At 41.8% G+C, this 25,298-nt stretch carries 28 protein-coding genes and 2 tRNA genes; 10 read left to right on the plus strand and 20 right to left on the minus strand.

Features of this window, described 5'->3' with window-relative positions; translation table 11 throughout:
• Nucleotides 1-21 precede the first annotated feature (21 nt).
• The 11 genes from ACTG7Q_RS09520 to mutY all read right to left on the minus strand — a co-directional run bounded on the left by ACTG7Q_RS09520 (nucleotide 22) and on the right by mutY (nucleotide 9,970).
• Nucleotides 22-1,386 (minus strand): phosphomannomutase CpsG, encoded by a 1,365-nt coding sequence (locus ACTG7Q_RS09520; RefSeq protein ID WP_439243211.1) that lies wholly within the window; start codon nucleotides 1,384-1,386, stop codon nucleotides 22-24.
• A 9-nt stretch (nucleotides 1,387-1,395) separates the two neighbouring features.
• Nucleotides 1,396-1,587, minus strand: a complete 192-nt coding sequence (gene csrA, locus ACTG7Q_RS09525; RefSeq protein ID WP_439243213.1) for a carbon storage regulator CsrA — start codon at nucleotides 1,585-1,587, stop codon at nucleotides 1,396-1,398.
• 98 nt (nucleotides 1,588-1,685) lie between these two features.
• Nucleotides 1,686-4,310, minus strand: a complete 2,625-nt coding sequence (gene alaS / locus ACTG7Q_RS09530; RefSeq protein WP_439243215.1) for an alanine--tRNA ligase — start codon at nucleotides 4,308-4,310, stop codon at nucleotides 1,686-1,688.
• Between the two features lie 80 nt (nucleotides 4,311-4,390).
• Complete coding sequence (gene coaD, locus ACTG7Q_RS09535) at nucleotides 4,391-4,870, minus strand: pantetheine-phosphate adenylyltransferase (protein ID WP_439243217.1); 480 nt, start codon at nucleotides 4,868-4,870, stop codon at nucleotides 4,391-4,393.
• A gap of 1 nt (nucleotide 4,871) precedes the next feature.
• The gene (gene waaA / locus ACTG7Q_RS09540) at nucleotides 4,872-6,182 is read right to left on the minus strand and encodes a lipid IV(A) 3-deoxy-D-manno-octulosonic acid transferase (protein WP_439243219.1); all 1,311 of its coding nucleotides are present in this window, start codon (nucleotides 6,180-6,182) and stop codon (nucleotides 4,872-4,874) included.
• A gap of 74 nt (nucleotides 6,183-6,256) precedes the next feature.
• Nucleotides 6,257-7,102, minus strand: a complete 846-nt coding sequence (locus ACTG7Q_RS09545) for a 23S rRNA (adenine(2030)-N(6))-methyltransferase RlmJ (RefSeq protein WP_439243294.1) — start codon at nucleotides 7,100-7,102, stop codon at nucleotides 6,257-6,259.
• A gap of 81 nt (nucleotides 7,103-7,183) precedes the next feature.
• Nucleotides 7,184-7,259, minus strand: a tRNA-Asn gene (locus ACTG7Q_RS09550).
• 5 nt (nucleotides 7,260-7,264) lie between these two features.
• Nucleotides 7,265-7,340: transfer RNA gene (locus ACTG7Q_RS09555), tRNA-Phe, on the minus strand.
• Nucleotides 7,341-7,492: 152 nt separating this feature from the next.
• On the minus strand, nucleotides 7,493-8,572 hold the full coding sequence (gene mltC / locus ACTG7Q_RS09560; RefSeq protein WP_439243221.1) for a membrane-bound lytic murein transglycosylase MltC: 1,080 nt from the start codon (nucleotides 8,570-8,572) through the stop codon (nucleotides 7,493-7,495).
• Nucleotides 8,573-8,582: 10 nt separating this feature from the next.
• Nucleotides 8,583-8,855 carry an oxidative damage protection protein gene (locus ACTG7Q_RS09565; protein WP_439243223.1) on the minus strand — a complete coding sequence of 91 codons (273 nt, stop codon included), beginning with the start codon at nucleotides 8,853-8,855 and terminating at the stop codon, nucleotides 8,583-8,585.
• Nucleotides 8,855-9,970: an A/G-specific adenine glycosylase gene (gene mutY, locus ACTG7Q_RS09570; protein WP_439243225.1), complete on the minus strand. Its 1,116-nt coding sequence runs from the start codon at nucleotides 9,968-9,970 to the stop codon at nucleotides 8,855-8,857. Before mutY ends, ACTG7Q_RS09565 begins: the two co-directional genes overlap by 1 nt.
• Nucleotides 9,971-10,102: 132 nt before the next feature.
• Here mutY and ACTG7Q_RS09575 point away from each other — a divergent pair, with 132 nt between their 5' ends.
• The 3 genes from ACTG7Q_RS09575 to ACTG7Q_RS09585 all read left to right on the plus strand — a co-directional run bounded on the left by ACTG7Q_RS09575 (nucleotide 10,103) and on the right by ACTG7Q_RS09585 (nucleotide 12,493).
• On the plus strand, nucleotides 10,103-11,290 hold the full coding sequence (locus tag ACTG7Q_RS09575; protein WP_439243227.1) for an MFS transporter: 1,188 nt from the start codon (nucleotides 10,103-10,105) through the stop codon (nucleotides 11,288-11,290).
• A 70-nt stretch (nucleotides 11,291-11,360) separates the two neighbouring features.
• Nucleotides 11,361-12,119 (plus strand): tRNA (guanosine(46)-N7)-methyltransferase TrmB, encoded by a 759-nt coding sequence (trmB, locus tag ACTG7Q_RS09580; protein WP_439243229.1) that lies wholly within the window; start codon nucleotides 11,361-11,363, stop codon nucleotides 12,117-12,119.
• Between the two features lie 35 nt (nucleotides 12,120-12,154).
• A complete protein-coding gene (locus ACTG7Q_RS09585; protein ID WP_439243231.1) occupies nucleotides 12,155-12,493 on the plus strand; it encodes a YggL family protein in 339 nt (112 codons plus the stop codon).
• A gap of 52 nt (nucleotides 12,494-12,545) precedes the next feature.
• On the opposite strand, the gene ACTG7Q_RS09590 is transcribed toward ACTG7Q_RS09585, so the two are convergent.
• A complete protein-coding gene (locus tag ACTG7Q_RS09590) occupies nucleotides 12,546-13,505 on the minus strand; it encodes a hypothetical protein (protein WP_439243233.1) in 960 nt (319 codons plus the stop codon).
• A gap of 410 nt (nucleotides 13,506-13,915) precedes the next feature.
• Here ACTG7Q_RS09590 and corA point away from each other — a divergent pair, with 410 nt between their 5' ends.
• From corA to hemN, 4 genes are all read left to right on the plus strand, one after another.
• Entirely contained in the window at nucleotides 13,916-14,866 is a 951-nt protein-coding gene (gene corA / locus ACTG7Q_RS09595) for a magnesium/cobalt transporter CorA (protein WP_439243235.1), read from the plus strand.
• Nucleotides 14,867-14,958: 92 nt separating this feature from the next.
• The gene (gene yihI, locus ACTG7Q_RS09600) at nucleotides 14,959-15,522 is read left to right on the plus strand and encodes a Der GTPase-activating protein YihI (RefSeq protein WP_439243237.1); all 564 of its coding nucleotides are present in this window, start codon (nucleotides 14,959-14,961) and stop codon (nucleotides 15,520-15,522) included.
• Entirely contained in the window at nucleotides 15,519-15,950 is a 432-nt protein-coding gene (locus tag ACTG7Q_RS09605; protein ID WP_439243296.1) for a DUF2489 domain-containing protein, read from the plus strand. The genes yihI and ACTG7Q_RS09605 overlap by 4 nt, the downstream gene beginning before the upstream one ends.
• A 2-nt stretch (nucleotides 15,951-15,952) precedes the next feature.
• A complete protein-coding gene (hemN, locus tag ACTG7Q_RS09610) occupies nucleotides 15,953-17,320 on the plus strand; it encodes an oxygen-independent coproporphyrinogen III oxidase (protein WP_439243240.1) in 1,368 nt (455 codons plus the stop codon).
• Nucleotides 17,321-17,383: 63 nt separating this feature from the next.
• On the opposite strand, the gene ACTG7Q_RS09615 is transcribed toward hemN, so the two are convergent.
• Together ACTG7Q_RS09615 and ACTG7Q_RS09620 are read right to left on the minus strand one after the other, a co-directional pair.
• Nucleotides 17,384-17,476, minus strand: coding sequence for a methionine/alanine import family NSS transporter small subunit (locus tag ACTG7Q_RS09615; RefSeq protein ID WP_439243242.1), 93 nt, complete (start codon nucleotides 17,474-17,476; stop codon nucleotides 17,384-17,386).
• A gap of 2 nt (nucleotides 17,477-17,478) precedes the next feature.
• The gene (locus tag ACTG7Q_RS09620; protein WP_439243244.1) at nucleotides 17,479-18,993 is read right to left on the minus strand and encodes a sodium-dependent transporter; all 1,515 of its coding nucleotides are present in this window, start codon (nucleotides 18,991-18,993) and stop codon (nucleotides 17,479-17,481) included.
• Between the two features lie 128 nt (nucleotides 18,994-19,121).
• Between ACTG7Q_RS09620 and ACTG7Q_RS09625 the strand changes: the two genes are divergently transcribed.
• Both ACTG7Q_RS09625 and ACTG7Q_RS09630 read left to right on the plus strand, forming a co-directional pair.
• Entirely contained in the window at nucleotides 19,122-19,676 is a 555-nt protein-coding gene (locus ACTG7Q_RS09625) for an RBBP9/YdeN family alpha/beta hydrolase (RefSeq protein WP_439243246.1), read from the plus strand.
• 86 nt (nucleotides 19,677-19,762) lie between these two features.
• Nucleotides 19,763-20,323 carry a TetR/AcrR family transcriptional regulator gene (locus ACTG7Q_RS09630; protein WP_439243248.1) on the plus strand — a complete coding sequence of 187 codons (561 nt, stop codon included), beginning with the start codon at nucleotides 19,763-19,765 and terminating at the stop codon, nucleotides 20,321-20,323.
• 43 nt (nucleotides 20,324-20,366) lie between these two features.
• Here the strand turns inward: ACTG7Q_RS09630 and ACTG7Q_RS09635 are convergent, their stop codons facing one another.
• From ACTG7Q_RS09635 to uspA, 5 genes are all read right to left on the minus strand, one after another.
• Nucleotides 20,367-20,939, minus strand: a complete 573-nt coding sequence (locus ACTG7Q_RS09635) for an NADPH-dependent F420 reductase (RefSeq protein ID WP_439243250.1) — start codon at nucleotides 20,937-20,939, stop codon at nucleotides 20,367-20,369.
• Between the two features lie 57 nt (nucleotides 20,940-20,996).
• The gene (locus ACTG7Q_RS09640) at nucleotides 20,997-21,659 is read right to left on the minus strand and encodes an HXXEE domain-containing protein (RefSeq protein ID WP_439243252.1); all 663 of its coding nucleotides are present in this window, start codon (nucleotides 21,657-21,659) and stop codon (nucleotides 20,997-20,999) included.
• Nucleotides 21,660-21,671: 12 nt separating this feature from the next.
• On the minus strand, nucleotides 21,672-22,028 hold the full coding sequence (locus ACTG7Q_RS09645) for a DUF1330 domain-containing protein (RefSeq protein ID WP_439243254.1): 357 nt from the start codon (nucleotides 22,026-22,028) through the stop codon (nucleotides 21,672-21,674).
• Nucleotides 22,029-22,093: 65 nt separating this feature from the next.
• The gene (locus ACTG7Q_RS09650; protein ID WP_439243256.1) at nucleotides 22,094-22,786 is read right to left on the minus strand and encodes a hypothetical protein; all 693 of its coding nucleotides are present in this window, start codon (nucleotides 22,784-22,786) and stop codon (nucleotides 22,094-22,096) included.
• Between the two features lie 333 nt (nucleotides 22,787-23,119).
• Nucleotides 23,120-23,545, minus strand: coding sequence for a universal stress protein UspA (gene uspA / locus ACTG7Q_RS09655; RefSeq protein WP_439243258.1), 426 nt, complete (start codon nucleotides 23,543-23,545; stop codon nucleotides 23,120-23,122).
• Between the two features lie 150 nt (nucleotides 23,546-23,695).
• Between uspA and mazG the strand changes: the two genes are divergently transcribed.
• Nucleotides 23,696-24,505, plus strand: a complete 810-nt coding sequence (gene mazG / locus ACTG7Q_RS09660; RefSeq protein WP_439243260.1) for a nucleoside triphosphate pyrophosphohydrolase — start codon at nucleotides 23,696-23,698, stop codon at nucleotides 24,503-24,505.
• 30 nt (nucleotides 24,506-24,535) lie between these two features.
• Here mazG and ACTG7Q_RS09665 read toward each other — a convergent pair whose 3' ends face one another.
• Nucleotides 24,536-25,291 (minus strand): M48 family metallopeptidase, encoded by a 756-nt coding sequence (locus tag ACTG7Q_RS09665; RefSeq protein ID WP_439243262.1) that lies wholly within the window; start codon nucleotides 25,289-25,291, stop codon nucleotides 24,536-24,538.
• Nucleotides 25,292-25,298 lie beyond the last annotated feature (7 nt).

Consider the following 25,298-nt stretch of genomic DNA (forward strand, 5'->3'; position numbering starts at 1 on the left):
GTTGTTTCGTTTAGCTTAATATTATTGACGCAACAACGCCAAAATCTCATCCGTTTTCTCTTGCATCAACACTTTATCCCCACGGGTTTCAAGGTTCAAACGCACCACGGGTTCAGTATTTGAGCTCCGTAAATTGAAACGCCAGTTTGGATATTCAATGCTAATGCCGTCAATTTCATTGACACTTACCGCCTCTTTTTCATAGGCAGCACGCACACGAGCAATCGATGCTTTAGCATCGGTTAATTTGCTGTTGATTTCACCTGGTGATGGATAAGTATTAATGCTTTCTGTCACTAATTGACCTAAGGATTTACCTGTTGTGCTAACTAATTCCATCACTAATAACCAAGGCACCATACCACTATCACAATAGTAGAAATCACGGAAATAATGGTGTGCGGACATTTCGCCACCGTAAACCGCATCGACTTCACGCATTTTTTCCTTAATGAAAGAATGCCCTGATTTCGACATGACAGGCTCTCCACCGTTTGCGGATACTAATTTTTCCGTATTCCAGATTAAACGTGGATCGTAGATGATCTTCGCCCCTTTTTGTTTTTGGGTGAAAGCCTGACCTAATAGACCGACCACATAATAACCCTCAATGAAACCACCGTTTTCATCAAAGAAGAAACAACGGTCGAAGTCGCCATCAAAGGCAATCCCCATATCGGCTTTGTGTTTTAATACCGCATCAATGGTGTCTTGGCGGTTTTCGTGTAAAATTGGGTTAGGAATACCATGTGGGAAAGTACCGTCTGGATTATTATGCACCTTAATAAATTCCACTGGCACACGGCGAGCTTTAAATTGTGCTTCAATCGCATCCACGACATGACCTGCCGCACCATTACCTGAATTAATCACTAATTTTAATGGTTTGATATTGTCTAAATTGATGTAGGATAACAAACGCTCTACATAATCGCCAATCACTGATTGCTGTTTATATTGACCACGTTGCGTGACCGCAGGGAAATTATTTTCTTCCGCTAAACGTTGAATATCAGCAAGTCCTGTATCTGCACTAATTGGACGAGAACCTTCACGCACTAATTTCATGCCGTTATAATCCATTGGGTTATGGCTAGCAGTGACTTCAATACCGCCATCGGCTTTTAAGAATGAAGTAGCGAAATAAACTTCTTCGGTTCCTACTTCACCTAAGTCAATCACATCAACACCAGAATCTAATAAGCCATTTGTTACCGCACTTTTCAACTCTTTACTGGTTAAACGTACGTCACCACCCACTACAATATTTTTCGGCTTTAAGAATTGACCAAAGGCACGACCAATGCGATAGGCAATATCGACATTGAGTTCATCACCTAAACGGCCACGAATATCATAGGCTTTAAAACACGTTAATTTACTCATAGATTCTCCTTAATCAATCTCTGGATGATCGTCATCTTGAGATTGTTTGATACGTTGATAGATTTCTTCCCGATGAACGGAAACCTCTTTGGGTGCTTTCACACCTAATTTTACTTGATTACCACGGACATTTAACACTGTGATTTCAATATTATCACCAATGAGTAAGCTCTCGCCCAGTTTTCTGGTTAAAACTAGCATATACGTCTCCTCTTTATATGATTATATTTGTTTGTGTTAACAACTTCCTTATTGATAACAAATCTTGTAAATCACAACAAGATATTACGATATAACACTTACAAATTTCCTTTTAACCAATCAGATGCCACATCCAATGCGTTAGCCACATTTTCGGGTTGGGAACCACCGGCCATGGCCATATCTGGACGACCACCGCCTTTTCCGCCCACTTGCTGAGCCATAAGATTGACTAATTCACCTGCTTTCACTTTGCTTGTGAGGTCGGCTGTTACGCCGACAATTAAATTGACTTTGCCCTCAACAGCCGAGGCAAACGCCACCACGGCAGAACCGAGCTGATTTTTTAAATCGTCGACCATCACTCGCAATGCTTTGCTATCGACACCGTCCAACTGTTGAACAATGACCGAAATTCCATTAATTTTCACCGCACTTTGTGCCAAATTCGAGCCAGCTTGCATAGCGGCTTTCTCTTTTAACTGTTGTAATTCTTTTTCTGTTTTCTTGGCTTTTTCTTGCAACAGATTAATTTTCTCTGGCAATGACGCCACATCAGATTTTAACGCCTCTGTCACTCGATCTAAAATAGCTTGTTGTTGATGCAACCAAGCAATAGCGCCCTCGCCCGTTACAGCCTCTACACGGCGAATACCGGCAGCCACGGCACCCTCAGAGATCAATTTAAATAATCCAATATCGCCAGTACGTTCCGCATGTAATCCACCACAAAGTTCAATGGAGAATGGACTCATGGTGACTACACGTACCACGTCGCCATATTTTTCACCGAACAGCGCCATAGCTCCTTTGGCTTTCGCTTGTTCAATGCCCATTTCTTCGATTAACACTGGGTGATTGGCTCGAATATGGAAATTGACGATACGTTCCACTTCCGCAAGCTGTTGTTTAGTAATGGCTTCAGGTTGGACAAAATCAAAACGTAAACCCACATCAGAGACTAACGATCCTTTTTGTGCCACATGTTCGCCTAATACTTGACGTAAAGCCGAATGCAATAAATGGGTCGCACTGTGATTTAATCGGGTATGTTGACGGCGCACATTATCTACGCTAGCCTCAACCACATCCCCCACGCTTAAACTGCCGACTTGCAATTCACCTAAATGACCAAACACTTGGCCGTATTTTTGGGTATCTTTTACCTCAAATTGGCCATGTTCATGGCTTAACACGCCACTGTCGCCAATTTGTCCGCCCATTTCGGCATAGAATGGGGTATTTTCTAAAATGACGACGGCACTTTGTCCCGCCTCAATACGTTCTACGGCTTTACCATCTTGGAAAAGTGCGGTGACTTTTGCCTGACTTTCTGCTTTGTTATACCCCTCAAATTGCGTGGTGCCGTCCACACGAATCACATTATTATAATCCATACCGAACTGGCTAGCAGACTGCGCTCGCAAACGTTGCGCCTCCATTTCTTTATCAAAGCCGACTTCATCAATTTGAATATCACGTTCACGGCACACATCAGCGGTTAAATCCAATGGGAAACCGTAAGTATCATATAATTTAAAGGCCACTTCACCAGACAATACGCCGTCTTTCACATTGGCTAACGCATCATCTAATAACGTTAACCCACGCTCTAAGGTGCGAGCAAATTGTTCTTCTTCCAAACGTAACAGTTTTTCAACGTTGGCTTGTTTTTCTTTCACAATTTTCGCCGCATCTGCCATGACGTCAATTAACGTCGGCACCAATTTATAGAAGAATGTTTGTTTTGCCCCTAATAAATGTCCGTGGCGAACCGCTCGGCGAATAATACGGCGTAATACATAACCTCGTCCCTCATTAGATGGAATCACGCCGTCAGCAATTAAATACGCACAAGAACGAATATGGTCGGCAATTACACGCAATGATTTATTATTTAAATCTTGCACGCCCACCACGTCCGCCACTTTGCGGATTAAGGTTTGGAAAATATCAATTTCATAGTTGGAATTTACATGTTGCATCACGGCGGTCATACGCTCTAGGCCCATACCGGTATCAACGGATGGTTTCGGTAATTTCTCCATGGTGCCGTCGGCCAAGCGGTTAAACTGCATAAATACGATATTCCAGACTTCAATATAACGGTCGCCGTCTTCTTCAGGCGAACCCGGTAAACCGCCCCAATGTTGCTCACCATGATCATAGAAAATTTCCGTACATGGACCACAAGGCCCTGTGTCACCCATGGCCCAGAAGTTATCGGAGGCATAAGGGGCGCCTTTGTTGTCACCAATACGAATAATATGATTTTCAGGCACACCCATTTGTTGATGCCAAATATTATAGGCTTCGTCATCGGTTTCATACACGGTAACGTAGAGTTTTTCTTTCGGTAAACCTAACCATTGTGGTGAGGTTAAATATTCCCAACCGAAAGCAATGGCATCTTGTTTAAAATAATCGCCAAAGCTAAAGTTTCCCATCATTTCAAAGAATGTATGATGGCGTGCGGTATAGCCGACGTTTTCTAAGTCATTGTGTTTACCACCTGCTCGCACACAACGTTGTGCCGTGGTGGCTCGAGTATAAGCGCGTTTTTCTAAACCCAGAAAAACATCTTTAAATTGGTTCATCCCTGCATTGGTAAAAAGTAGGGTGGGATCGTTTTCAGGCACAAGGGAACTGCTGTCCACCACTTGATGGCCTTTGCTATGGAAAAAATCTAAAAAGGACTGTCTAATTTCTGCTGTTGTTTTCATAACTCGTTAATCGTTGTTGAATGTCAATAAATTACTGCTATTGTGGCACAAATTTTACTTTTATTGAATGACTTTTGTGCTTATTTTTTCACAGTTTTTAATAATGCCGAAAGAACAGGGGCGGGAACAAATTTCTCCACATTGCCACCATGCAAATAAATTTCTCGTACGATAGTCGAAGAAACATAGGCCCATTGCTCACTTGGCGGTAAAAACAGGCTTTCTACGCCGTTAGCCAGCGTTTTATTTAAATGGGCTAATTGCAATTCATATTCAAAATCCGTGGTACTGCGTACACCTCGAATAATGGCTTGAATAGCCTGTTGTTGCACCACATTGGCCAATAAATCGGCAAACCCAATCACTCGAACATTCGGCACATGGGCGACGGATTGTTGCGCTAATTGAACACGTTGCTCCAACTCAAATAACGGTTTCTTGGAGGGGCTGGCAGCCACCGCCACAATAACCTCGGAAAAAAGCACCGCACTTCGCTCAATAATATCCACATGTCCGTTAGTGATTGGATCAAAGGTGCCGGGGTAGATCACTCGAGCCATTTTATTTCTCCGTTTGTTGTGTTGCAGTGTCGGATTGCTGTTCTAAATACGGGCGCAATAAGCCAATCAACCGTTTTAAGGCGCCTCGATTTTCCACTAACACTTCATAACCCGCCTGACCAAAACGTTGACGTAATTTTGGGGAACGTAAAAATTTACTCACGGCCCGAGCTAATATTTTAGGTTCTGACTTCACTTTGAGTACCCCAAGCACATATTCCAATTTTAAAAACACTTCAGGAAAATTAAACACATGCACACCACTAATCACAGGTAATTTAAACGCCAAAGGTTCGAGCGGATTATGTCCGCCATGTTTAACTAAACTGCCGCCCACAAAAGCCACATCAGATACCCCATACATCAACATCAATTCGCCCATGGTGTCGCCTAATAAAATTTGAATTTGTGAACTTGGCGCCACTTGATTGCTGCGACGACAATAACGAAAATCATGTTTTTCAATTAGATTAGCCACGGAATTAAAGCGTTCGGGGTGACGAGGCGCTAAAATCAACAATAAATCAGGGAATTGCTGTAATAAAGTGCGGTGTGCTTGCAGCACAATTTCTTCTTCGCCCTCATGGGTGCTGCCCGCAATCCAAACGGGTCGTTGACCAATCCAGTCTGTTTGTAATTGCTGAATATTGCTTAATAATGCTTCGGAAATCACTAAATCATATTTAATATTGCCCGTTAATTCTAAGCGGCCTCGGTAGCCTAATTCCGTATAACGCTGTCCGCTAATGCTGTCTTGCGGTGCAATCAGGCTAATTTCATTTAACACATTTTTAATCCGATTCTTTGCCCAAGCATAACGTCTGGCGGAGCGGGCAGATAAGCGTGCATTGGCCACAATAAAGGGAATATGGCGTAATTTGAGTTGATGAATTAAGGTTGGCCAAATTTCCGTTTCAATCACAATGCAGGCTTTGGGTTGCACAAACTGAATAAAACGTTTTACCGCACCAGGTAAATCATAGGGTAAATAAAAATGGCGTACACTGTCCCCAAAGGCGGCTTTCACTCGAGCGGATCCGGTGGGGGTCACCGTGGTCATGGTAATGGGTAACTGCGGATATTCTGCTTGAATTTGACGAACCAACGGCGTGGCAGCAATCACCTCGCCCACTGAGGCGGCATGAATCACAATTCCATGCGGACGTGGTTGGCTTGATGGCGCATAAAATAACCCGTAGCGTTCCCAAAGACGCTTGCGGTAATTAGGGGATTTGATACTGCGCCCCCACATAAAAAGTAACAGAAACGGTTGCAACACATACATTGCCAACGTATAGAGCCAACGGAGCATAAGGTTATGCCTAAAAGTAAACGATTAAATGCCTTATAGTATAGCGATTTTAAGGCAAAATCGGAAGAAAATGTTTACTCTGGCGTAATCCAAGTCACCTTGTAGCTCCCCGTTCCCTCGGGTACCAAAGTCTTGACCAAATACGGTAAGACGTTTTTCATTTGGCTTTCTAATTGCCATGGTGGATTGATGACAATCATGCCACTGGCGGTCATGCCACGTTGATCACTATCGGGACGCACGGCGAGTTCAATTTGTAAAATTTTACGAATGCCAGTGGCCTCCAATCCTTTAATCATGCGTTTGCTTTGTTGGCGCAACACCACAGGATACCAAATGGCATAAATACCGGTGGCAAAACGTTTATAGCCCTCCACAATGGCTTGCACCACCAGATCATAATCTTCTTTTAATTCATAAGGTGGGTCGATTAAGACTAAACCTCGACGTTCTTTAGGCGGTAAGGTCGCTTTCAGTTGTTGGAAACCATCATCTCGTTTGGTCGCAATATTATCGTCATTTTTGAATGTATTGCGCAATAACGGATAATCAGCGGGGTGTAATTCGGTGAATAATGCCCGATCTTGTGGGCGTAACATTAAGGCCGCAATAAACGGAGAACCCGCATAATAACGTAATTCTTTGCCACCATAATTGAGTTTTTTAATCAAATTAATATAGCGCTGGACTTCTTCAGGCAGCTCTTTTTGTTCCCAAAGTCTGGCAATGCCCTCTAAATATTCAGCGGTTTTTTCCGATTGTTCACTAAATAAACGGTATTTCCCCACGCCTGCATGGGTGTCTAAATAATAAAACCCTTTGTCCTTTTGTTGCAGATTTTCAATGATCAACATTTGCACAAGATGTTTGAGAACATCGGCGTGATTGCCGGCGTGAAAACTATGGCGATAGCTTAACATGGGATACCCTTCTTGATTTTTAATTTTCGCTAAATAAGCGAAAACCCTGATGACTTTTACAATCATCAGGGTTTCTAAATATGGCTCCTCCTGCGGGACTCGAACCTGCGACATATGGATTAACAGTCCACCGTTCTACCGACTGAACTAAGGAGGAAAAGATGGTGCCTCGAGGCGGAATCGAACCACCGACACGGGGATTTTCAATCCCCTGCTCTACCGACTGAGCTATCGAGGCGTAACGCTTATGCGTCAACACGGGGCGTATTAAACCGTATTTAGGCCTTTCGGTCAACTGTTATTTTACAAAAAAATCTAAATTTTATCTGTTTGCTTGTTTAATATGCAAAAATGGTTAGAAAAAACCCCGCACTTCGTACGGGGCTAAGATTATTTCACACGGCGGTAACTTTGTTGTGCTTTATCCACTTTCAACAAGTAATTACGTGCTTGTGATGATGGATGTGCCGTGGTGAGAATACGGTAGACCTGTTCCGGTTGCAGACGGTTAATTTGGTAAATCGCCTCGTCTTTATCACGACTAAACACTCGCAACACGGCACCTGCGCCACTGTTATAAGCAGAAATCATGGCATAACGCATGGAAGTTGGGTTTTGAATACCCGCAAGATATTCATTCTTCAACAACCACAAGTAAGCCGTACCCGCATCAATGTTTTTCGCCGGGTCGAATAAATAACTTTTATTTGGTTGACCTGACAAGCCTTTCATTTTGAAAATATCACGTCCCGCCGTATGTGGCACCACTTGCATTAAGCCTAACGCATTAGCATAGCTGATCGCATAAGGGTTAAAACTGGATTCCGTTTGCATAATCCCCAAAATCAGACTTTCATCAATGCCATATTGACGTGAGGATTTACGGATAAAGGACATGTAAGCTCTCGCCCGCACATTAACGTGGTTAGCAATCATTTGAATGCTGACAAATTGCACCGCACGGCCGTTGCTTAATTTGCGTTTTTGCAGTTTATTTTGAATCAAGTAAGTCGCAAAATTGTTCGCTGTGTTCAGGTCTTTAATCGGTTGACCGAAATTATTCACGACCTGTCCTACCAAGAACGGGCGAGTACTGATCGGCGTATCGCCCGAGGCAAATAAGTCAATTCCTTTCGCATCAGATCCCATCAGCAACGTATGCACAATGGCGTTATGCAAACGATTTAAATCAGACAAGGTTTCAATATTAATTTGCCCCTCATCAAAGCTAATATGGCTACGGGTATAATAACTGTCCGTATATTTCACATAGTCTTTACGACTGGCCACCAGTAACTCTTTCACGCCCCAAATTTGGTCGATATTTTGCGAAAACTGGCCCGTTAATAAATCCAACCCATGGGTATCTTTCGCCAAGGTTTCGTCATAGCTACGTTCTTTACTTGAGGAACAGGCATACAAAAAGGGAATAAGCGCCAACACGGCTAATTTTTTTAAGGAAATCTTCATCATAATTCATTTATTCAGCTTGTGGAACATAGCCTTCAATATGCACCTCTTTGCCCTCAAACAAAAAATTCACCATTTCTTGCTCTAGCAGTTGACGATGCTCGGCGTTCATCATATTTAATTTTTTCTCATTGACGAGCATGGTTTGCTTTTTCATCCATTCGCCCCATGCTTGCTTGCTAATGTTGTCAAAAATACGTTTCCCCAATTCCCCAGGGTAAAGCTGGAAATCTAAGCCCTCGGCTTGTTGGTTTAAATAAGCACAAAATACTGTTCTAGCCATTATAATTTTCTCTTATGAAATTCGGTTAATAAATTTTTGACTGGCGTAGCAAGTCCAATTTGATCGGGATTGGTCGGATCATACCAATATTTCCCCCGACTGGATAGAGAAGATTGATATTCTTCCTGACTTTCTGCTATTTTTTTCCAATCTGTGCGATCTTCGTCACATTTTTTGTCCTGAAGTTCCGCATAAATTGGATAAATATCTAAATGAAAATGGCTAAAGGTATGTCGAAATGCCGTCCATTCTTGATATTGTGTAATCCCCCGCTTGTGTAAATAACCTAATAAATCGTCTTTCGTCGCAAATTGTGGAAAGCAATATAGCCCACCCCACAGGCCTGAAAGTTCTCGAGGTTCTAATAATACCTTGCCTTGGTCAGCCAAAATTAAAAAATAACTGGTTCGTTCTGGCAAGGCTTTTTTCGGTTTTTTATTGGGATAATCTCGCCAAGAATCTGTTAAATTTGCACCGCACTTTTGGCTAATTGGACACAAATCACACTTCGGTTTTGAACGAGTACAAACCATTGCTCCCAAATCCATCATGGCTTGATTAAAATCCGCCCCCTGATCTTGTGGCGTCACTTGTTCGCTTAACGTCCACAATTTATCTTCCACTTTCTTATCACCAGCCCAGCCCTCAACAAGAAAAAAGCGAGATAAAACACGTTTTACATTGCCATCTAAAATCGCATAGGGCTGATTCAAAACGGAAGATAAAACCGCTCCCGCCGTACTTCGCCCAATCCCTGACAAGGCCAACACGTGCGCAAATTGGGTAGGGAATTCCCCCTGATATTCATCACGAATCTGCTGTGCCGCCTTGTGTAAATTTCTAGCTCTGGCGTAATAGCCTAAGCCTGTCCACAAATGCAACACTTCATCAAGAGGCGCATTAGCCAGTGCGGTAATGGTGGGGAACGTTTTGATAAACCGCTCAAAATAAGGGATGACCGTTGCCACTTGGGTTTGTTGCAACATCACTTCCGACAACCACACGCCGTAGAGCGTTTTATCCTGCTGCCAAGGCAAATGCTTACGCCCAAATCGGTGATACCAATTCAGTACAGCTTGCGCAAAAGGGGCGGTGGAACAAGATTGTGCGGTCATACTCGTTTAAAGTGCGGTAAAAAAAGAGCGGAGATTTTAACATAAATCTGTCACCCTGTTGATTAAAAATTTTACTACACTTTTAAGATGAAAAGCCTAAAATAAGGAATAATCCGCAATACAACCCTTTTTATGACAATGATAAAATCAAACCGAGCCCCAAGTTTATTATTAAAACTCACCATTATGATGATCGGTGGTTTTGCCTTTTTGCAAGTGTATTCTATTCAAGCCATTTTGCCCGTCTTAATGGAACACTTTGCAGCGACTCATGTACAAGCGGGATTAACCGTTGGCGTGACCGTCATGGCGGTAGCCATCATGTCGCCTTTTATGGGCATGTTTTCCGATGCGGTGGGACGAAAAAGCCTGATTGTTATTTGCATGTTATTGATCGTCATTCCCACTGCGTTACTCAGTATCAGCGAAAGTATCTCACAGATTAAATTATGGCGGTTTTTACAAGGCCTATTTGTACCAGGCATTACCGTGGTCACCATCGCTTATATCAGCGAAGAATTTCCCGATAAATTAGCCGCCATGCTGTCCTTATATGTGTCAGGCACCGTGTTAGGTGGTTTTTCAGGACGGTTTCTCACCGGTTATTTACACAGCTTAGTGGGATGGCAAACGGGCTATTTGATTTTTGCAGGCTTAATGTTAATTGGGGTCATCTGGGCTGCGCTCGTCTTGCCTGCCTCGAAAAATTTTGTGGTCAGTGGTAACTTTCGGGCATCATTAAATATTCTACGCCAACACAGCCAAAACCCTCATGTACTCACCGCTTGCGCATTGGGTGCCTGCGTGTTGTTTAGCCTCGTGAGTATTTTTACCTTTATCAACCTCCGCCTCGCCGCCGCCCCTTATGAACTCAGTTCCGCCAATTTGGCGAATCTGTTTACGGTGTATTTAATTGGCATGCTAATTACCCCATTGACCGCTAAATTGATTTATAAAGTGGGCATTGCCAACAGTTTATTCTTCGCCATTATCAGCTCTATCTGTGGCGCCTTGATCACCCTATGCTCTCCTTTATGGCTAATTATTGTAGGCTTGGTCATTATGTCTTCTGGCGTATTTATCAGCCAAGCCACCACCATTAGCCATATCTCGCAACATGTCAACCAAGGACGTTCATTGGCCTCTGGACTGTATTATATGTGTTATTACACGGGCGGGAGCATTGGTGCTTGGATCTGTGGGATCAGCTATACCCATTTCGGTTGGTCTGGTGTGGTATCAACGGTGATTTTATTGCAACTCATGGCATTAGGCATTGTGTTTTTTGGGATTAAAATGGCCAAGCCAGTGACCAAATAAAAACCAAGAAAATTTGCACCGCACTTTTAAATCCGTATAATTGCCCCAAATTTATTTTCAATAACATACCATGACAGAACAGAAAAACACCTTTGCCGATCAAAAACGTAAAACCGTAGAAACCGCTGAATTTACTGAAGACGGACGCTATAAACGCAAAGTGCGGAGCTTTGTGTTACGCACCGGCCGATTAAGCGAATATCAACGCCAAATGATGAACGATAACTGGGCCAATTATGGCTTGGATTATCAAGAAACGCCCTTTGATTTTGCTAAAATTTATGGCAATAATCATCCCGTGGTGCTAGAAATCGGCTTTGGCATGGGGAAATCTTTAGTGGAAATGGCCGCTCAAAATCCCGATAAAAATTACCTTGGCATTGAAGTTCACACCCCAGGTGTGGGTGCTTGTTTGGCTTATGCTTTAGAAAAAGGCGTGAAAAATTTACGTGTCATGTGTCATGATGCTACGGAAATTTTGCGTGATTGCATTGCGGAAAATTCACTGGGCGGATTACAACTCTTTTTCCCTGATCCTTGGCAAAAGGCGAAACACCATAAACGTCGTATTGTTCAACCCGCTTTTGTAGAAACCGTGGCAACCAAATTACACCGCGGTGGCTTTATTCATTTTGCCACTGACTGGGAAAATTATGCCGAACACATGCTAGATGTGTTACAATCCGTGCAAAGTGCGGTGGGAATTCGTAATATTTCGGCAACGAATGATTATATTGAACGCCCCGATTTCCGCCCATTAACGAAATTTGAACAGCGTGGTCATAAACTTGGCCACGGTGTTTGGGATTTATATTTTATTAAAGAGTAAGAGCTAAACAGGCTCGCATAGCATAGGAGAAAAATATGGCTATTCAACGTAACGCACGTCAGCGTAAAAAAATGCACTTAGCAGAATTCCAAGAATTAGGCTTTTTAGTCAACTGGCAATTTGCTGAGGGAACCGCTATTGAGAAAGTGGATGAAATCGTTGATCGTTTTATTCGTGAAGTGATTCAAGCCAATGGTTTAGCTTATGAGGGCAGTGGCTATTTACATTGGGAAGGGCTAGTTTGTTTAGAAAAAATCGGAAAATGTGATGAAAATCACCGCACTTTAGTCAAAAACTGGCTAGAAAGCAACGGTTTACAACAAGTGGAAATCAGTGAATTATTTGATATTTGGTGGGAATTTCCAACCAAATAAGCATGAAAAAAAGCGATAACTAAAATAGGGCCAAACAAGCCCTATTTTTTGTTTAAAACACCGCCTCTAAACGTAAGAAGAGATTCACAAAGTGAGTACGTTCTGCCTTACGGTCATTATAATATTGCGCCTCGGGTTTGAGGAAAACCCATTGTTTATAAATAGGTTGACGCCAGCTAATAAACGGTCCATAAACGGTTAAATCGGCTTTTTTATGTATTATCGGGCCACCGGTAAAAATACCATAATTGAGTTCCCGATTGCCACTAAAACGATGTTGGCAGTATATACTGTTTCCCCAATAGGTTTCTTCATCGTTATCATGTGTGTATTCAAGGAAAAGGCTGCTGATATTAGAGATTTGCGCACTTTCATGATGTTTCACATCAAAGTTGGAACGTAAAAAATGTTTACTATTAATACCATAACGGTAAATTTGTTCCAGTCTTGAACTCAGGGTTTCTGTCCAGTTCCAATCTTTCCCCACTTTGGCACGTAAGAAAATATCCGCCCCATGACGAATCCCCAAATCAAGATCAGTATCAATGCCGCCCCAGTTTTTCAGCTCTTTTGAAAAACGTAACGCCACCGATGCGTTATCATTACGACTGGATTTGCGATCTAATTTTTTAGTTTGTAGTGGATCTTTACGTTCAGGGTTGACCGAATCATCCATGGTATTATCAATAGATTCATCCCCAAACACCAAACTCCAACGGCGTTTTAAAGTGGGCAATTTAATTTTCCCCCGAATCCGTGGCTTAATGCTGTAACCATCGTAACGGTTCCAACGATTATCCAACATCAAACGCAAGGTTGCACTGGACGGGTTATTGGGATCGGTTTCACCAAACCAACTGTCGATATCATTCGACCATTCCTTTAAATATTGTCTAACGGTTTTATGTGAACTGTCTGCCCAGTTTTCGTCGTTATTTTCTGCTGCCCAAGATTGCCCTGTCAGACCGAGTAACAGTAAAGGCATTGCGTAATAATAGCTTTTTTTTGTCATCGTATTTCTTCCATAAACCGTTGTTCCGTATTTCTATATTAGAGCCCTTAGCGGATAAATGCAAATTCATCTTGAAAAAATTCGCATTTTGTGAACAAAAAAACTGACTGTCACCTAGATATTTTTTGCACGAACCCTTGACGAAATGCCCTTTCAGGGGTAACATTCGCCCCGATTTTATTACTTTGGAGCAACACACTTTGGACAGTCACAGTCGATACCGACTTTATATTTTCATTTAGTGTCGCCTTTCCCCTCTTTCTGGGCTTATCGGCGACAAGTTCGTGGATAAGTTTTCCACCATTTTGGTATCTTTTTATGGATTTTTTAACCGCACTTTATCGGTGTTTTAGGTTAATTAATCGTTTTGTTCATTGCGTTTGTTCATATCCCACAAGGAGTATGACAACATGATTAACGCATTTTCCCTTGAAAACGCCCGTTTGACCCGTTTAGAGGACGAAGATAACGCTGCACTTAACACGGCCATCTGGATTGACTTGCTTGAACCGTCGATTGAGGAACGTGAAACCTTGCAACAAAGCCTCGATCAAAATTTGGCGAGTTTCTTGGAATTAGAAGACATTGAGGCGTCCGCCCGTTTTTTTGAAGATGAGGACGGCTTGCATTTGCACTCATTCTTCTATTGTGAAGATGAAGATGATTATGCGGATCTCGCCTCCGTGGCCTTTACCATTCGTGACGGCCGTTTGTTCACCTTGCGAGATCGTGAACTGCCTGCATTTCGTTTGTATAGAATGCGTTCCCGTTATCAACGCTTAGAAGAATGTAACGCTTACGAAGTGCTGCTCGATTTAATCGAAACCAAAATTGAGCAATTAGCGGACGTGATTGAAACCGTTTATTCCGAGTTAGAACGATTAAGTCGGGTGATCTTAGAGGGCAAGCAAGGCAAAGCCTTTGATGAAGCCTTAGGCACCTTGACAGAGCAAGAAGATACCAGTTCCAAAGTGCGTTTGTGCTTAATGGATACGCAGCGTGCCTTAAGTTTCTTGGTGCGAAAAACTCGCTTGCCTGCCACTCAGTTAGAACAGGCTCGGGAGATTTTACGAGATATTGAATCCTTGCAACCGCATAATGAATCCTTATTTCAAAAGGTTAACTTCTTAATGCAAGCGGCCATGGGTTATATCAATATTGAGCAGAATAAAATCATGAAATTCTTCTCGGTGGTGTCCGTGATGTTCTTACCCGCTACGCTGGTTGCCTCCACTTACGGTATGAACTTTGAATTTATGCCAGAATTACATTTTGAATATGGTTATCCGATGGCAATCGGTATGATGATCGTCGCCGCCATTTCGCCCTATTTGTATTTTAAACGCAAAGGTTGGTTGTAAATCACAAAAGTGCGGTTATTTTGGGGCGTTTTTAACGCCCTTTCGCTTTTTATGGTACAATCGCACAAATTTTATTTTATGAAGAAAAAACGATGTCAAGAGAAAAGAAATCCCGTCGAGTGACGGACGCTATGCCAATTCGTAAATCCGATAAAAAACCGGAAAAACCGTTGTTTGGCAAGAAATTATCCCGTTATGAACTGGACGCCAAAGCCCGTGATGAAAAACGTAAACGCAAGCACAAAGGTTTAGCGACAGGTTCTCGTCATAGCGCAACGGAAAACAACAATACGACACAAAACCAAACAGTAAAAGATCCTCGTATTGGCAGCCGTAAAAAAGTGCCATTAATTGTGGAATTTGTGAACAAGCCAGAACAAGGGAAAGTGATTCCACCGTTAAAAACAGAGCAAAAAATCACCGCGCTTGACCCGATGTTAGAACTGGAACAGTTGGAAAATAACGAATGTCTGAATGAGTTATTGGATCAACTGGAGGCGGGTAAAGTATTAAATGCAGAAGATCAAAAATTTGTCGATGAATGCCTAGATCGTATCGCACAATTAATGGCTGAACTCGGCCTTGATGAAGAAGAGGAAAGTGAGGAAGATTTATACCGCACTTTTGAGAAAATGGATATTAACCAGTTTAGATAATGACAACGATTTTACTGATTATTGGTGCGGCCATTGTAATTGCCATGGCCATTTACACGGTGCATTTGCTACGACAATTACGCCAACAAAAACGTTTATTTGCGCAAGCCAAGCAAGCTCGTATGCGACGCTTGAAAGACAGCATTACCATTATCGCGAAAGCCATGTTAAACGGCGACTGCAATCATTCCGAGGGCGTCATTCGGTTAAAAATGTTGCTCGATCCGCTCGGCCAAAAACGCTTGGTGGATTATGCTGCCATGTGGCAACTGTATGAAATCGTACAGGATATGCCCACCCATGAGGCTCGCAAAACCTTGAAAAAGAATGAACGTATGCGTTTAGATTTACAACGTGAAAGTAAAGAAGTGGAATTAGAAACGCAAATAAAAACCGATTTAGCACAATTATTGGAAGACATAAAATAGCCATGAGTGACATTACTTGGGATCAGGATCTCATCCAAAAATATAACCATTCCGGACCACGTTATACCTCCTATCCAACGGCATTGGAATTTAGTGAAAGCTATACTGAGGAAGATTTTCAGGCGGCAGCGGCCCGTTATCCAGAACGCCCTTTGTCGTTGTACGTCCATATTCCATTCTGTCACAAGCTGTGCTATTTCTGCGGCTGTAATAAAGTGATTACTCGCCACCAGCACAAAGCGGATATTTACTTAGATTATGTGGAACAGGAAATCAAAACCCGTGCGGCATTATTTCAGCACCGTTTAGTGACCCAAATTCACTGGGGCGGTGGCACACCGACATATTTAAGTGAGGAACAATCGGCACGTTTAATGCAAATGTTGCGAGATCACTTCAAGATCGCCGACAATGCGGAAATTTCGATTGAAATGGATCCCCGTGAAATTGAGCTTTCCATGTTGGCCCATTTGCGTAAGATCGGTTTTAACCGCATCAGTATGGGCGTGCAAGATTTCAATAAAGACGTGCAAAAAGCGGTGAATCGTGAACAAGATGAAGACTTCATTCGTGCGTTATTGGAGCGAGCCAGAGAACTGGGTTTTCAGTCTACTAACTTAGATTTGATTTATGGTCTACCGTTGCAAAACGTGGACAGTTTTATGTTCACCTTGCAAAAAGTGATTGAACTCAATCCAGATCGTTTGAGTGTGTTTAATTATGCGCACTTACCCGCACGTTTTGCGGGTCAAGCGAAAATTAAAGATCACCAATTACCGGCGCCAGAAACCAAACTCCAGATTTTACAAAAAACCATTGAAACCTTAGGCAATGCAGGCTATAAATTTATTGGCATGGATCACTTTGCTAAACCCGATGATGAATTAGCCATAGCCCAAAATAACGGTATTTTACACCGCAATTTTCAGGGCTACACCACCCAAGAAGAATGTGATTTGTTGGGCTTAGGCGTGTCTGCCATCAGTTTGTTAGGCGATACTTATGCGCAAAATCAAAAAGAAATTAAACGTTATTATGCCGATGTGGATAGCACAGGCATTGCCTTACATAAAGGCTTAGTCTTAAGCCAAGAAGATTGCTTACGTCGAGATGTAATTAAAGCCTTGATCTGTAATTTCAAACTGGATTTTGCGACGATTGAGCAACAATATCAAATTGATTTTAAAACCCATTTTGCCGAAGATTTGGCTTTGTTAGCGCCATTAGTGGAAGATAACTTAGTGCAAACCAATGAACAGGGCATTCAAGTGTCGTCGACAGGTCGCTTATTAATCCGCAATATTTGCCTCTGTTTTGACACCTATTCTCGCCAACAAGCCAGAAGACAGCAATTTTCACGGATTATTTAACTCTTCAACAAAAAAGCACCGCACTTTAATCTCAGTGCGGTGCTTTCTTTTAACTGTGATAGATTAATCTTTTGGTAAAATATAAAGCGCTACCAATAAGCCACCCCAAATAATACTCAGAGCGACAATCATCATTAAAATTGCACTTGTACTCATTTTTATTCTCCCTCTTGTGAGTGGTGTTCGGCTAAGACTTCATCTTTCCATTTTAAACGAGAAAGCAAGATAGACACGACGACTAACAAAATCGCCATCCCCCAACCAAAGGTATTCACGAACCAACTTGGATAACCCTCGTAGCCTTCGCTGAATACTTTAGCCCCTTCACTTAACAACATAAAGGCCAAAATACCTGTGGTGATCACGATACAAAGACGCCATACAAAGCCCACTTTGAATGAAGAGGTTTCATTTAGATGATTACCTAACACGCCTAATTTTTCATTGGCTACAATAGCAATTAATGATACAAAGGCAACGGCCACAATACCGAAGTAGTTCACAAATTTATCCATGACATCTAGCATTGGTAAGCCTGTTGTGGTACCGAATAAGACGACGGACACCACCATCATTGGTAAACCCACAATAAATGTGACTTTGGCACGGCCAATACGTAATTTATCTTGTACGGCGGAGATAATAACTTCAATAACGGAGATAAAAGAGGTTAACGCTGCAAAGGTTAAGGAACCAAAGAATAGCACCCCAATCACTTGACCAAATGGCGCCTCATTAATAATGGTTGGGAACGCAAAGAACGCTAAACCAATACCGCCTTTCGCCACTTCACTCACTTGTTGACCTTCTGCGGTCGCCATAAAGCCCAATGCTGCAAACACCCCGATACCGGCTAGAAGTTCAAAACTTGAGTTAGCAAAACCGACCACTAAGCCTGAACCTGTGAGGTCGGAATCTTTTTTCAAGTAAGAGGCGTAAGTAATCATGATCCCGAAACAGATAGATAACGAGAAGAAGATTTGTCCATAGGCCGCAATCCACACACTCGGGTCGGAAAGTTTTGACCAATCTGGCGTAAATAGCGCATCTAAACCTTTTGTTGCACCCGGTAGGAATAACGCTGAAACCACTAACACCAAGAACATCACCACCAGTATTGGCATTAAAATAGAAGAACTTTTCGCAATCCCTTTTTGTACGCCTAAAGCAAGGACTAACAAGGCAACAATCCAAACCGCAATTAACGGCCCAACGACCATGCCGACAAATTCAAAACTTACCCCTTGTGCGACATCGCCCATTTTGAGGAATTCACCCACGAAGAAATCAACGGGTTTTTCGCCCCATGCTTTGGTGAAAGAGAAATAGGTATACGTCGCCGCCCAACCGAGTACCACAGCATAGTAGATCCCGATAATGACGTTGACCATCACTTGCCACCAACCAAAGGTTTCAAAATGTTTACTGAAACGGCGATAAGACAATGGCGCACCACCACGATGGCGATGACCAATGGCATAGTCTAAGAATAATAATGGAATACCGGCGGTTAATAAAGCGATCAAATAAGGTATAATGAACGCACCGCCCCCGTTTTCATAAGTTGTGTACGGGAAACGCCAAATGTTTCCCAAGCCAACCGCCGAACCAATGGCGGCAAGAATGAACGCTCTGCGTCCAGAAAAAGTTTCACGTTTTGTAGAATTACTCATTCTACCCCCTTAATAATTAATGTGAATTAAACAACAACTCGAAATATAAACGAAAATGCTGTTTAGTCAACAAAAAATAGATAAAAATCTAAAAAAATGCGAATTCTTATCTTAAAAGTAGGTGTTTTATGCTAGAAAAAATCTATATTACTCATGGTTACACCGCCCATTCACAAAAACATTGGTTTCCATGGCTCAAAGTGCGGTTAGAAAATCAGAAAATTTTTACGCAAATTTTTGATATGCCCAATTCAACCGAACCCGATCCACAACAATGGCTTGAATTTCATCAACAACATATTCCTCAGCTTGATCAACATTGCTATTTTATCGGGCATAGTTTGGGTTGTATTGCGACCTTGCGTTTTTTGCAACAAGCAAAAATGCAAATTGGGGGAATTATTTTAGTCTCTGGTTTTGCGGAAAAATTACCGAATTTACCCGAACTCGACGATTTCAATAAAACTCCGCTAAATTTCACCGCACTTATTCAGCAAATCCCCAAACGGGTAGTGATAGCATCGGACGATGATGATGTGGTAAATGTTCAATTTACTCGCAACTTGGCGCAGAATTTACAAGCGAATTATATTGAAGTGTCAGGCTACCGTCATTTTTTGGACAGACAAGGGGTGACGGAATTGCCGTTGGTGTATGAGGAAATAATGAAAATGGTGAAATAATCAAGAGAGAATATCTTTATTTTACCTTGTTTAAAATGGGAATTTTGGAGTATTATTTTATTATCTTAGCTTAAGGAAAGAATGTCATGACCCATCAAAAAACCGATTTACGCATTATTCGTAGCCATAAATTAATCCGTAATGCGCTTATCGAATTACTGAATCAAAAGAATTACCATGACATTAATGTGCAAGATATTTTAGATCTTGCCATGGTGAATCGTTCTACCTTTTACACCTATTATTCAGGTAAAGATGATTTGGTTGGAAAAATGATGGATGATTTAAAAGCAGAAATTAAGCAACTCATTGAACTGCGTCAACAAGCGAACGATTTAACTCAATTTTTTGAAACCGCCATGCCGAAATGGTATGAACTACGCCATGTGTTGCTTGCGCTCTGGAAAGTGCATACGCCTCGTCATCATTTGTTTGAGGATATGATAAAAATGTTCCAAAAATCCTTTGTCCAGTTGGCTGAGGGGAAAAGTATCAGTGAAACCGATTTGCCGTTACAATCCTTACTTTTCGCTCACTCCTTTTTAACGGCGATCCGTTTTTTCTTTGAGAAGAATCAAAAACCAGATGCAAAGAAAATTATGGATTTGTGGCAGAATACCTTGGATATTGCGGTAGAAAGAAAATAAAAAAGAAACGCACGTTTAAAAGTGCGTTGCTTTTTTCCGATATTTAAAGAATGACCAATCCGCCGTCTCGCTGAATTTGCCCACTCACAGCGAGATTAATTAATAATAATCCCGCATTTTCCAACAGTCTGGCTTTTTGTAATTTGCCGACATCAACCAATTTTGCACCACTATTCGCTAAGGCGGTAAAAATCCGTTGCTTGGCCTCCTCGCTGTCACTGGCAAACAGTAAACTGGCTGGATTGCCTTTTACTTGGCAACTGGCAAGGCTATCTGAAAAGTTGATATTAAAGCCTTTGACAACTTGGCTGTTTGGCAGTTTCTCTGCTACGATTTCTGCACTGGATGTGCCTTGTGGAACAAGCAAGCTATCTAAATTGGCAAAGCTGATCGGGTTTGCAATATCAATCACGATTTTACCGGCAAAATGTGTGCCGTGCGTTTCTACTAACGGCGCAAGATCAGGGAATTTTACCGCTAAAACGATAATATCACCTAATTCATGTCCGTCATAATCTCGCCCGATAATGTCGACTTCGTTGCCACAACGTTCAAATAATTTAGCGATTTCAGCACCAATCATGCCTTTTCCGCCGAAAATACTAATTTTTGCCATATTTTTTCTCCTGTCAATGTAAAAAAGCGAATGGAGACTGTCCATTCGCCCGAAACGTTATTTGCCGTTTTTGATGTCTAACACACGCTCTTTAGCATAACCCCAAATGCGATCTTCACGATATGGGTATGGGCTATTGCGATCTTTTAGCACCATAATTGGGCCAATCCAAAGCACGAATAATGACGCAAATCCACCGATAATCCCGATAATATAATCTGTACTTGTCACCAAATTGTGGCTTTCAATGTAGTAGATGTAGTAAATCATCACTGGAATGTTCAATAAGAAGATTGAACCGAAACCTGGGTTGTACCAACGTTTTAATTTGTATGATGTCACGCCGTGATTAGTGACTTGCAAGCAAGCCTGCAACACTTGGATTAACCCGTACCAAATACAATCTGGGAAAATGATGGCAATAATATAGAACGTATAGCAAAGGAACACGTTATTAATCATTACCAAATTTGCATTGGTGGGGTAGCGGTTGTAATCGTCGCCGTGATTGCCGAGTAAACCGATATTAAAAATACTTGGGAAACCACCTGGATACGCATATTCTTCAAACTGGTGGACTAACATTGCCATCCAACTCAGGGTTAAAATCACTTGGATTTCACTTAGTTGACTGTGTCCCCAAAGGGCGAGGTAATAGGCGAGTAAAATAAACAACACCATACCCACGTTATACCAGTTGTGACGGTAAAAATTCATCATCTTGTTCACCCCTTATTTCGTTTCAGATGTTTCTACGATTAACACTCGAGATGTGCTACTCGCTTTGCGACTTTTGTTAATTTTTTGGTAGAAATCAGAGTTGTACCAAGCTCGGGCTTGTTCCGCACTTTCAAATTCGATAATGCTCACCACACCGTTGGCATCGCCTTCCATCATTTCAGGTTTGGTCGCTTTGACGATCACTTTACCGCCGTAAGGTTTTAAGCTATCCATAAAACCTGCACGGTATTCTTTCATACCCGCTTGGTTGGTCACATTGACTTCCCCGATCACATAGGCTGGCGCCGCCATGGCGCTGGATGCGGTGAAAAGTGCGGTTAAAATTGCAAAAGTTTTGGTGAATTTCATGATGTTTACTCGTTTATAAAATCTTGTGAAAAAATGACCGCACTTTAGTACGATCATTTCATCTATTAGGCCTGTTCTTTCGCAACTTGCTCTAATGCCATTCTCGCCCAGTTACGCCATTCAATGCCTAAATGCCATTTGTGTCCCTCAATCATTTCTTGGTCCACGCCTTTTGGCATAAATACACCTAACAACACTTCGCAACCGGTTTCCGTGTTGCGGAACTGGTGGAATGCGGCGACTGCGGTTGAATGATCGCCCTCACGGATTGGACAAGAAATATAGCTCACATAGGGATATTTTGCCTCATCACGAATGGCTTTTGCTTGTGCAGGGGCGTTGTCAATATTCGGATAGAATTTACCGATTAAGTTTACTGGCTTATCCCAACAACCGACAGTTTCAATAATGCGACGGTTACCGCCTTCGGTGTCTTTAATCATGTAATGCTCAGGGTTTGCTTTCCAGTTGGTTTGTTCGCTGAATGTACGGAAACATTTTAAAAAATCTTCCGCTTTTAAACCGTCCACTTGCATTAAGGCTTGACTTAACACTAATTCGCCATCGCAAGTGTCAGCGAATTGTTGGAATTTCACGTCCATCTCGTGCATTTCTTCTTGTAAGATTTTGTCCACGCCCTCGTGTCCGAGTTTGGTTTTGATTAAATCTAAGGCGACATACGCACGTTCTAATTCTTTGCGTAATAATTCAATTTCACTGATTTCTTGACCGTTAATAAGGGTACGAATGTTTGACATATTTTGCTCTCCTGTGAGTATTGTTAACGTTGCTAATGAATGTGAAAGCGTTGTGCTTTCGATAAGGTGTATTATAGATTTATTACGGAGAGATACAACCAACAGCAAACCAGTATGGAATAGGGTTATCCATACAAATTAGATATTGTGTATGGATAGGCATAATCGAAATATTAATATTGTTGGGAAAATTTATCGAAAAATCACCGCACTTTTTTGATATTTGTGCGGAAATGTATTGTGAAAAGACAAAATCTGCAACACAGCGAGTTTGAATATTAAACCCGACATGTTGCAGATTTCATTTATTCTTAATTATTTCAATCGGTTAAGTTAATCTTCTTTTAACGGCACCACTAACATATCAATGGTAACGGTATTCATTAATTGACGCGTAGAGGACATTAATTTACTCCAGAAATCTTGGTGATGACCCGTGACGAGTAAATCCACATCATATTGTTCAATCGCATCAGCGAGCACTTGACCTAAATCACCGCTGCCACTTAATTTTTCACCAATTGGATAACCTGCTTGATCGGCGAGTTGTAGCAAGGCTTGCTGTGTTTCACTGGAAATGCGATCTTGCATAGAAGTCATATTTACATCAATTAACCCCGTATAAAGATCGGAGAAATTGACATCAACGTGAATAATCGACAATTTAGCATTGTGGCGCTCTGCAATAGAGGCGGCTTTTTTCACCAATCTTGGGCTTTCATCTGAAAGATCGACGGCAACTAAAATATGTTTATACATAATTCCCTCCTTAATTTCTCGGGTTAAATGGATTATTTAGGCGTATATTAACATCTCTTTTAAACAAAAAATGTGTACTAGATCACAATTTTGAAAAAAGATCAAAATTTTATTATGATATGCGAATCTATCCGCCAATAAGGAAAAACTATGTCCCATACTATTGATGATTTTGTACAACTTATCGCTAAATTACGCAATCCTCATGGCGGTTGCCCATGGGATCTTAAACAAAATTACCATTCTATGATCCCTTGTTTACTTGAGGAAACCTATGAAACTGTGGAGGCTATTGAGCAAGGGGATGTGACCAATCTACGGGAAGAATTAGGGGATTTATTATTACAAGTGGTGTTTTTTAGCCAACTCGCCAAAGAGGACGGGAAATTCACCTTTGAAGATGTGGTTAATGAGGTTTGCCAGAAAATTATCCGCCGTCACCCACATGTCTTTGGTGATCAATCGGCTCGTAATGAACAAGAGGCACTGGCGAATTGGAATGCCATGAAAGCACAAGAAAAATCAGCCGAGGGAAAACAGCAGTCCATTTTGGATAATGTCCCTCATGCGTTTCCGGCCTTATTGCGTGCGGAAAAATTACAGAAAAAATGCGCTAAAGTGGGCTTTGATTGGACGGAACTTCAGGATGTACTCAACAAAGTGCAAGAAGAATTAGAAGAAGTAAAACAAGAATTAAATCAACCGCACTTAGATCAGACGAAAATCCAAGAGGAAGTGGGCGATTTGTTATTTGCCACGGTCAATTTGAGCCGTCATTTGAAATGTCAGGCGGAAGAAAGCCTACGCCAAGCCAACCATAAATTTGAACGCCGTTTTCGAGCAGTGGAACAAAAATTAACACAGCAAGGCAAAACTTTTGCGCAAAGTAATTTGATAGAAATGGATATTTTATGGGACGAAGTGAAAAAAGAGGAAAAAAAACAGAATAATGAGGGCTAACTCACATTAGCCCTGTCAACATACCGTCGGTTATTTTTTCTGTTTATACACTTCCATGGCTTGTGGTAATAAACGTTGTAAGTTCGCTTGACGTTCTTCATCACTCGGGTGAGTGGAGAACAGACTGGCGACTTTACTTGAACCGCCTTGCGCCTGCATTTTTTGCCAAAGTTTTGGCGCTGCTTGTGGATTATAACCGGATTTTGCCATCAGCATAATACCGACTTCATCAGCTTCCGTTTCATGGCTACGGGAATAAGGCTTGTTGGTGATTAAATCTACCGTTCCGCTCCCTAAGCCTTGCAAGTCAACACCCAGTGCAGCGCTCGCCCCAAGTTCGACTGCGGTGCCTAATACGGCAGTAAATACGCCAAAATTCCGTGAGGATTTACCATGTTCTTTTAACGCATGGGCCATTTCATGCCCCATTACGGTGGCAATTTCATCATCAGTTAAAGCTAATTTATCCACCAATCCCGTATAGAACATCATTTTTCCGCCCGGCATTGCCCAAGCATTCAGCTCAGTATTTTTCACCACCGCAATTTGCCAGTTAAATTTGGTGCCGGTGTTATTTTCTCGTTCCGCATAGGGTTGCATTACACGAAAAATCTTGTGTACCCGTTTAGAGGTGATTGAACTGGTATCCAATACGCCTTTTTGTCTCGCTTGAGTAAGGATTTGTGCATATTGAGTTTCAGATTGTTGGTTTATTTCCGTACTGGTGGCGCAACTCACTAACATAGTGGTCGCAAGGCAAGTCACTATCAATTTACGTTTTAGCATAAAATTC

The sequence above is a fragment of the Lonepinella sp. BR2474 genome (assembly GCF_051851555.1).
In the GTDB taxonomy this organism is placed as follows: domain Bacteria; phylum Pseudomonadota; class Gammaproteobacteria; order Enterobacterales; family Pasteurellaceae; genus Lonepinella.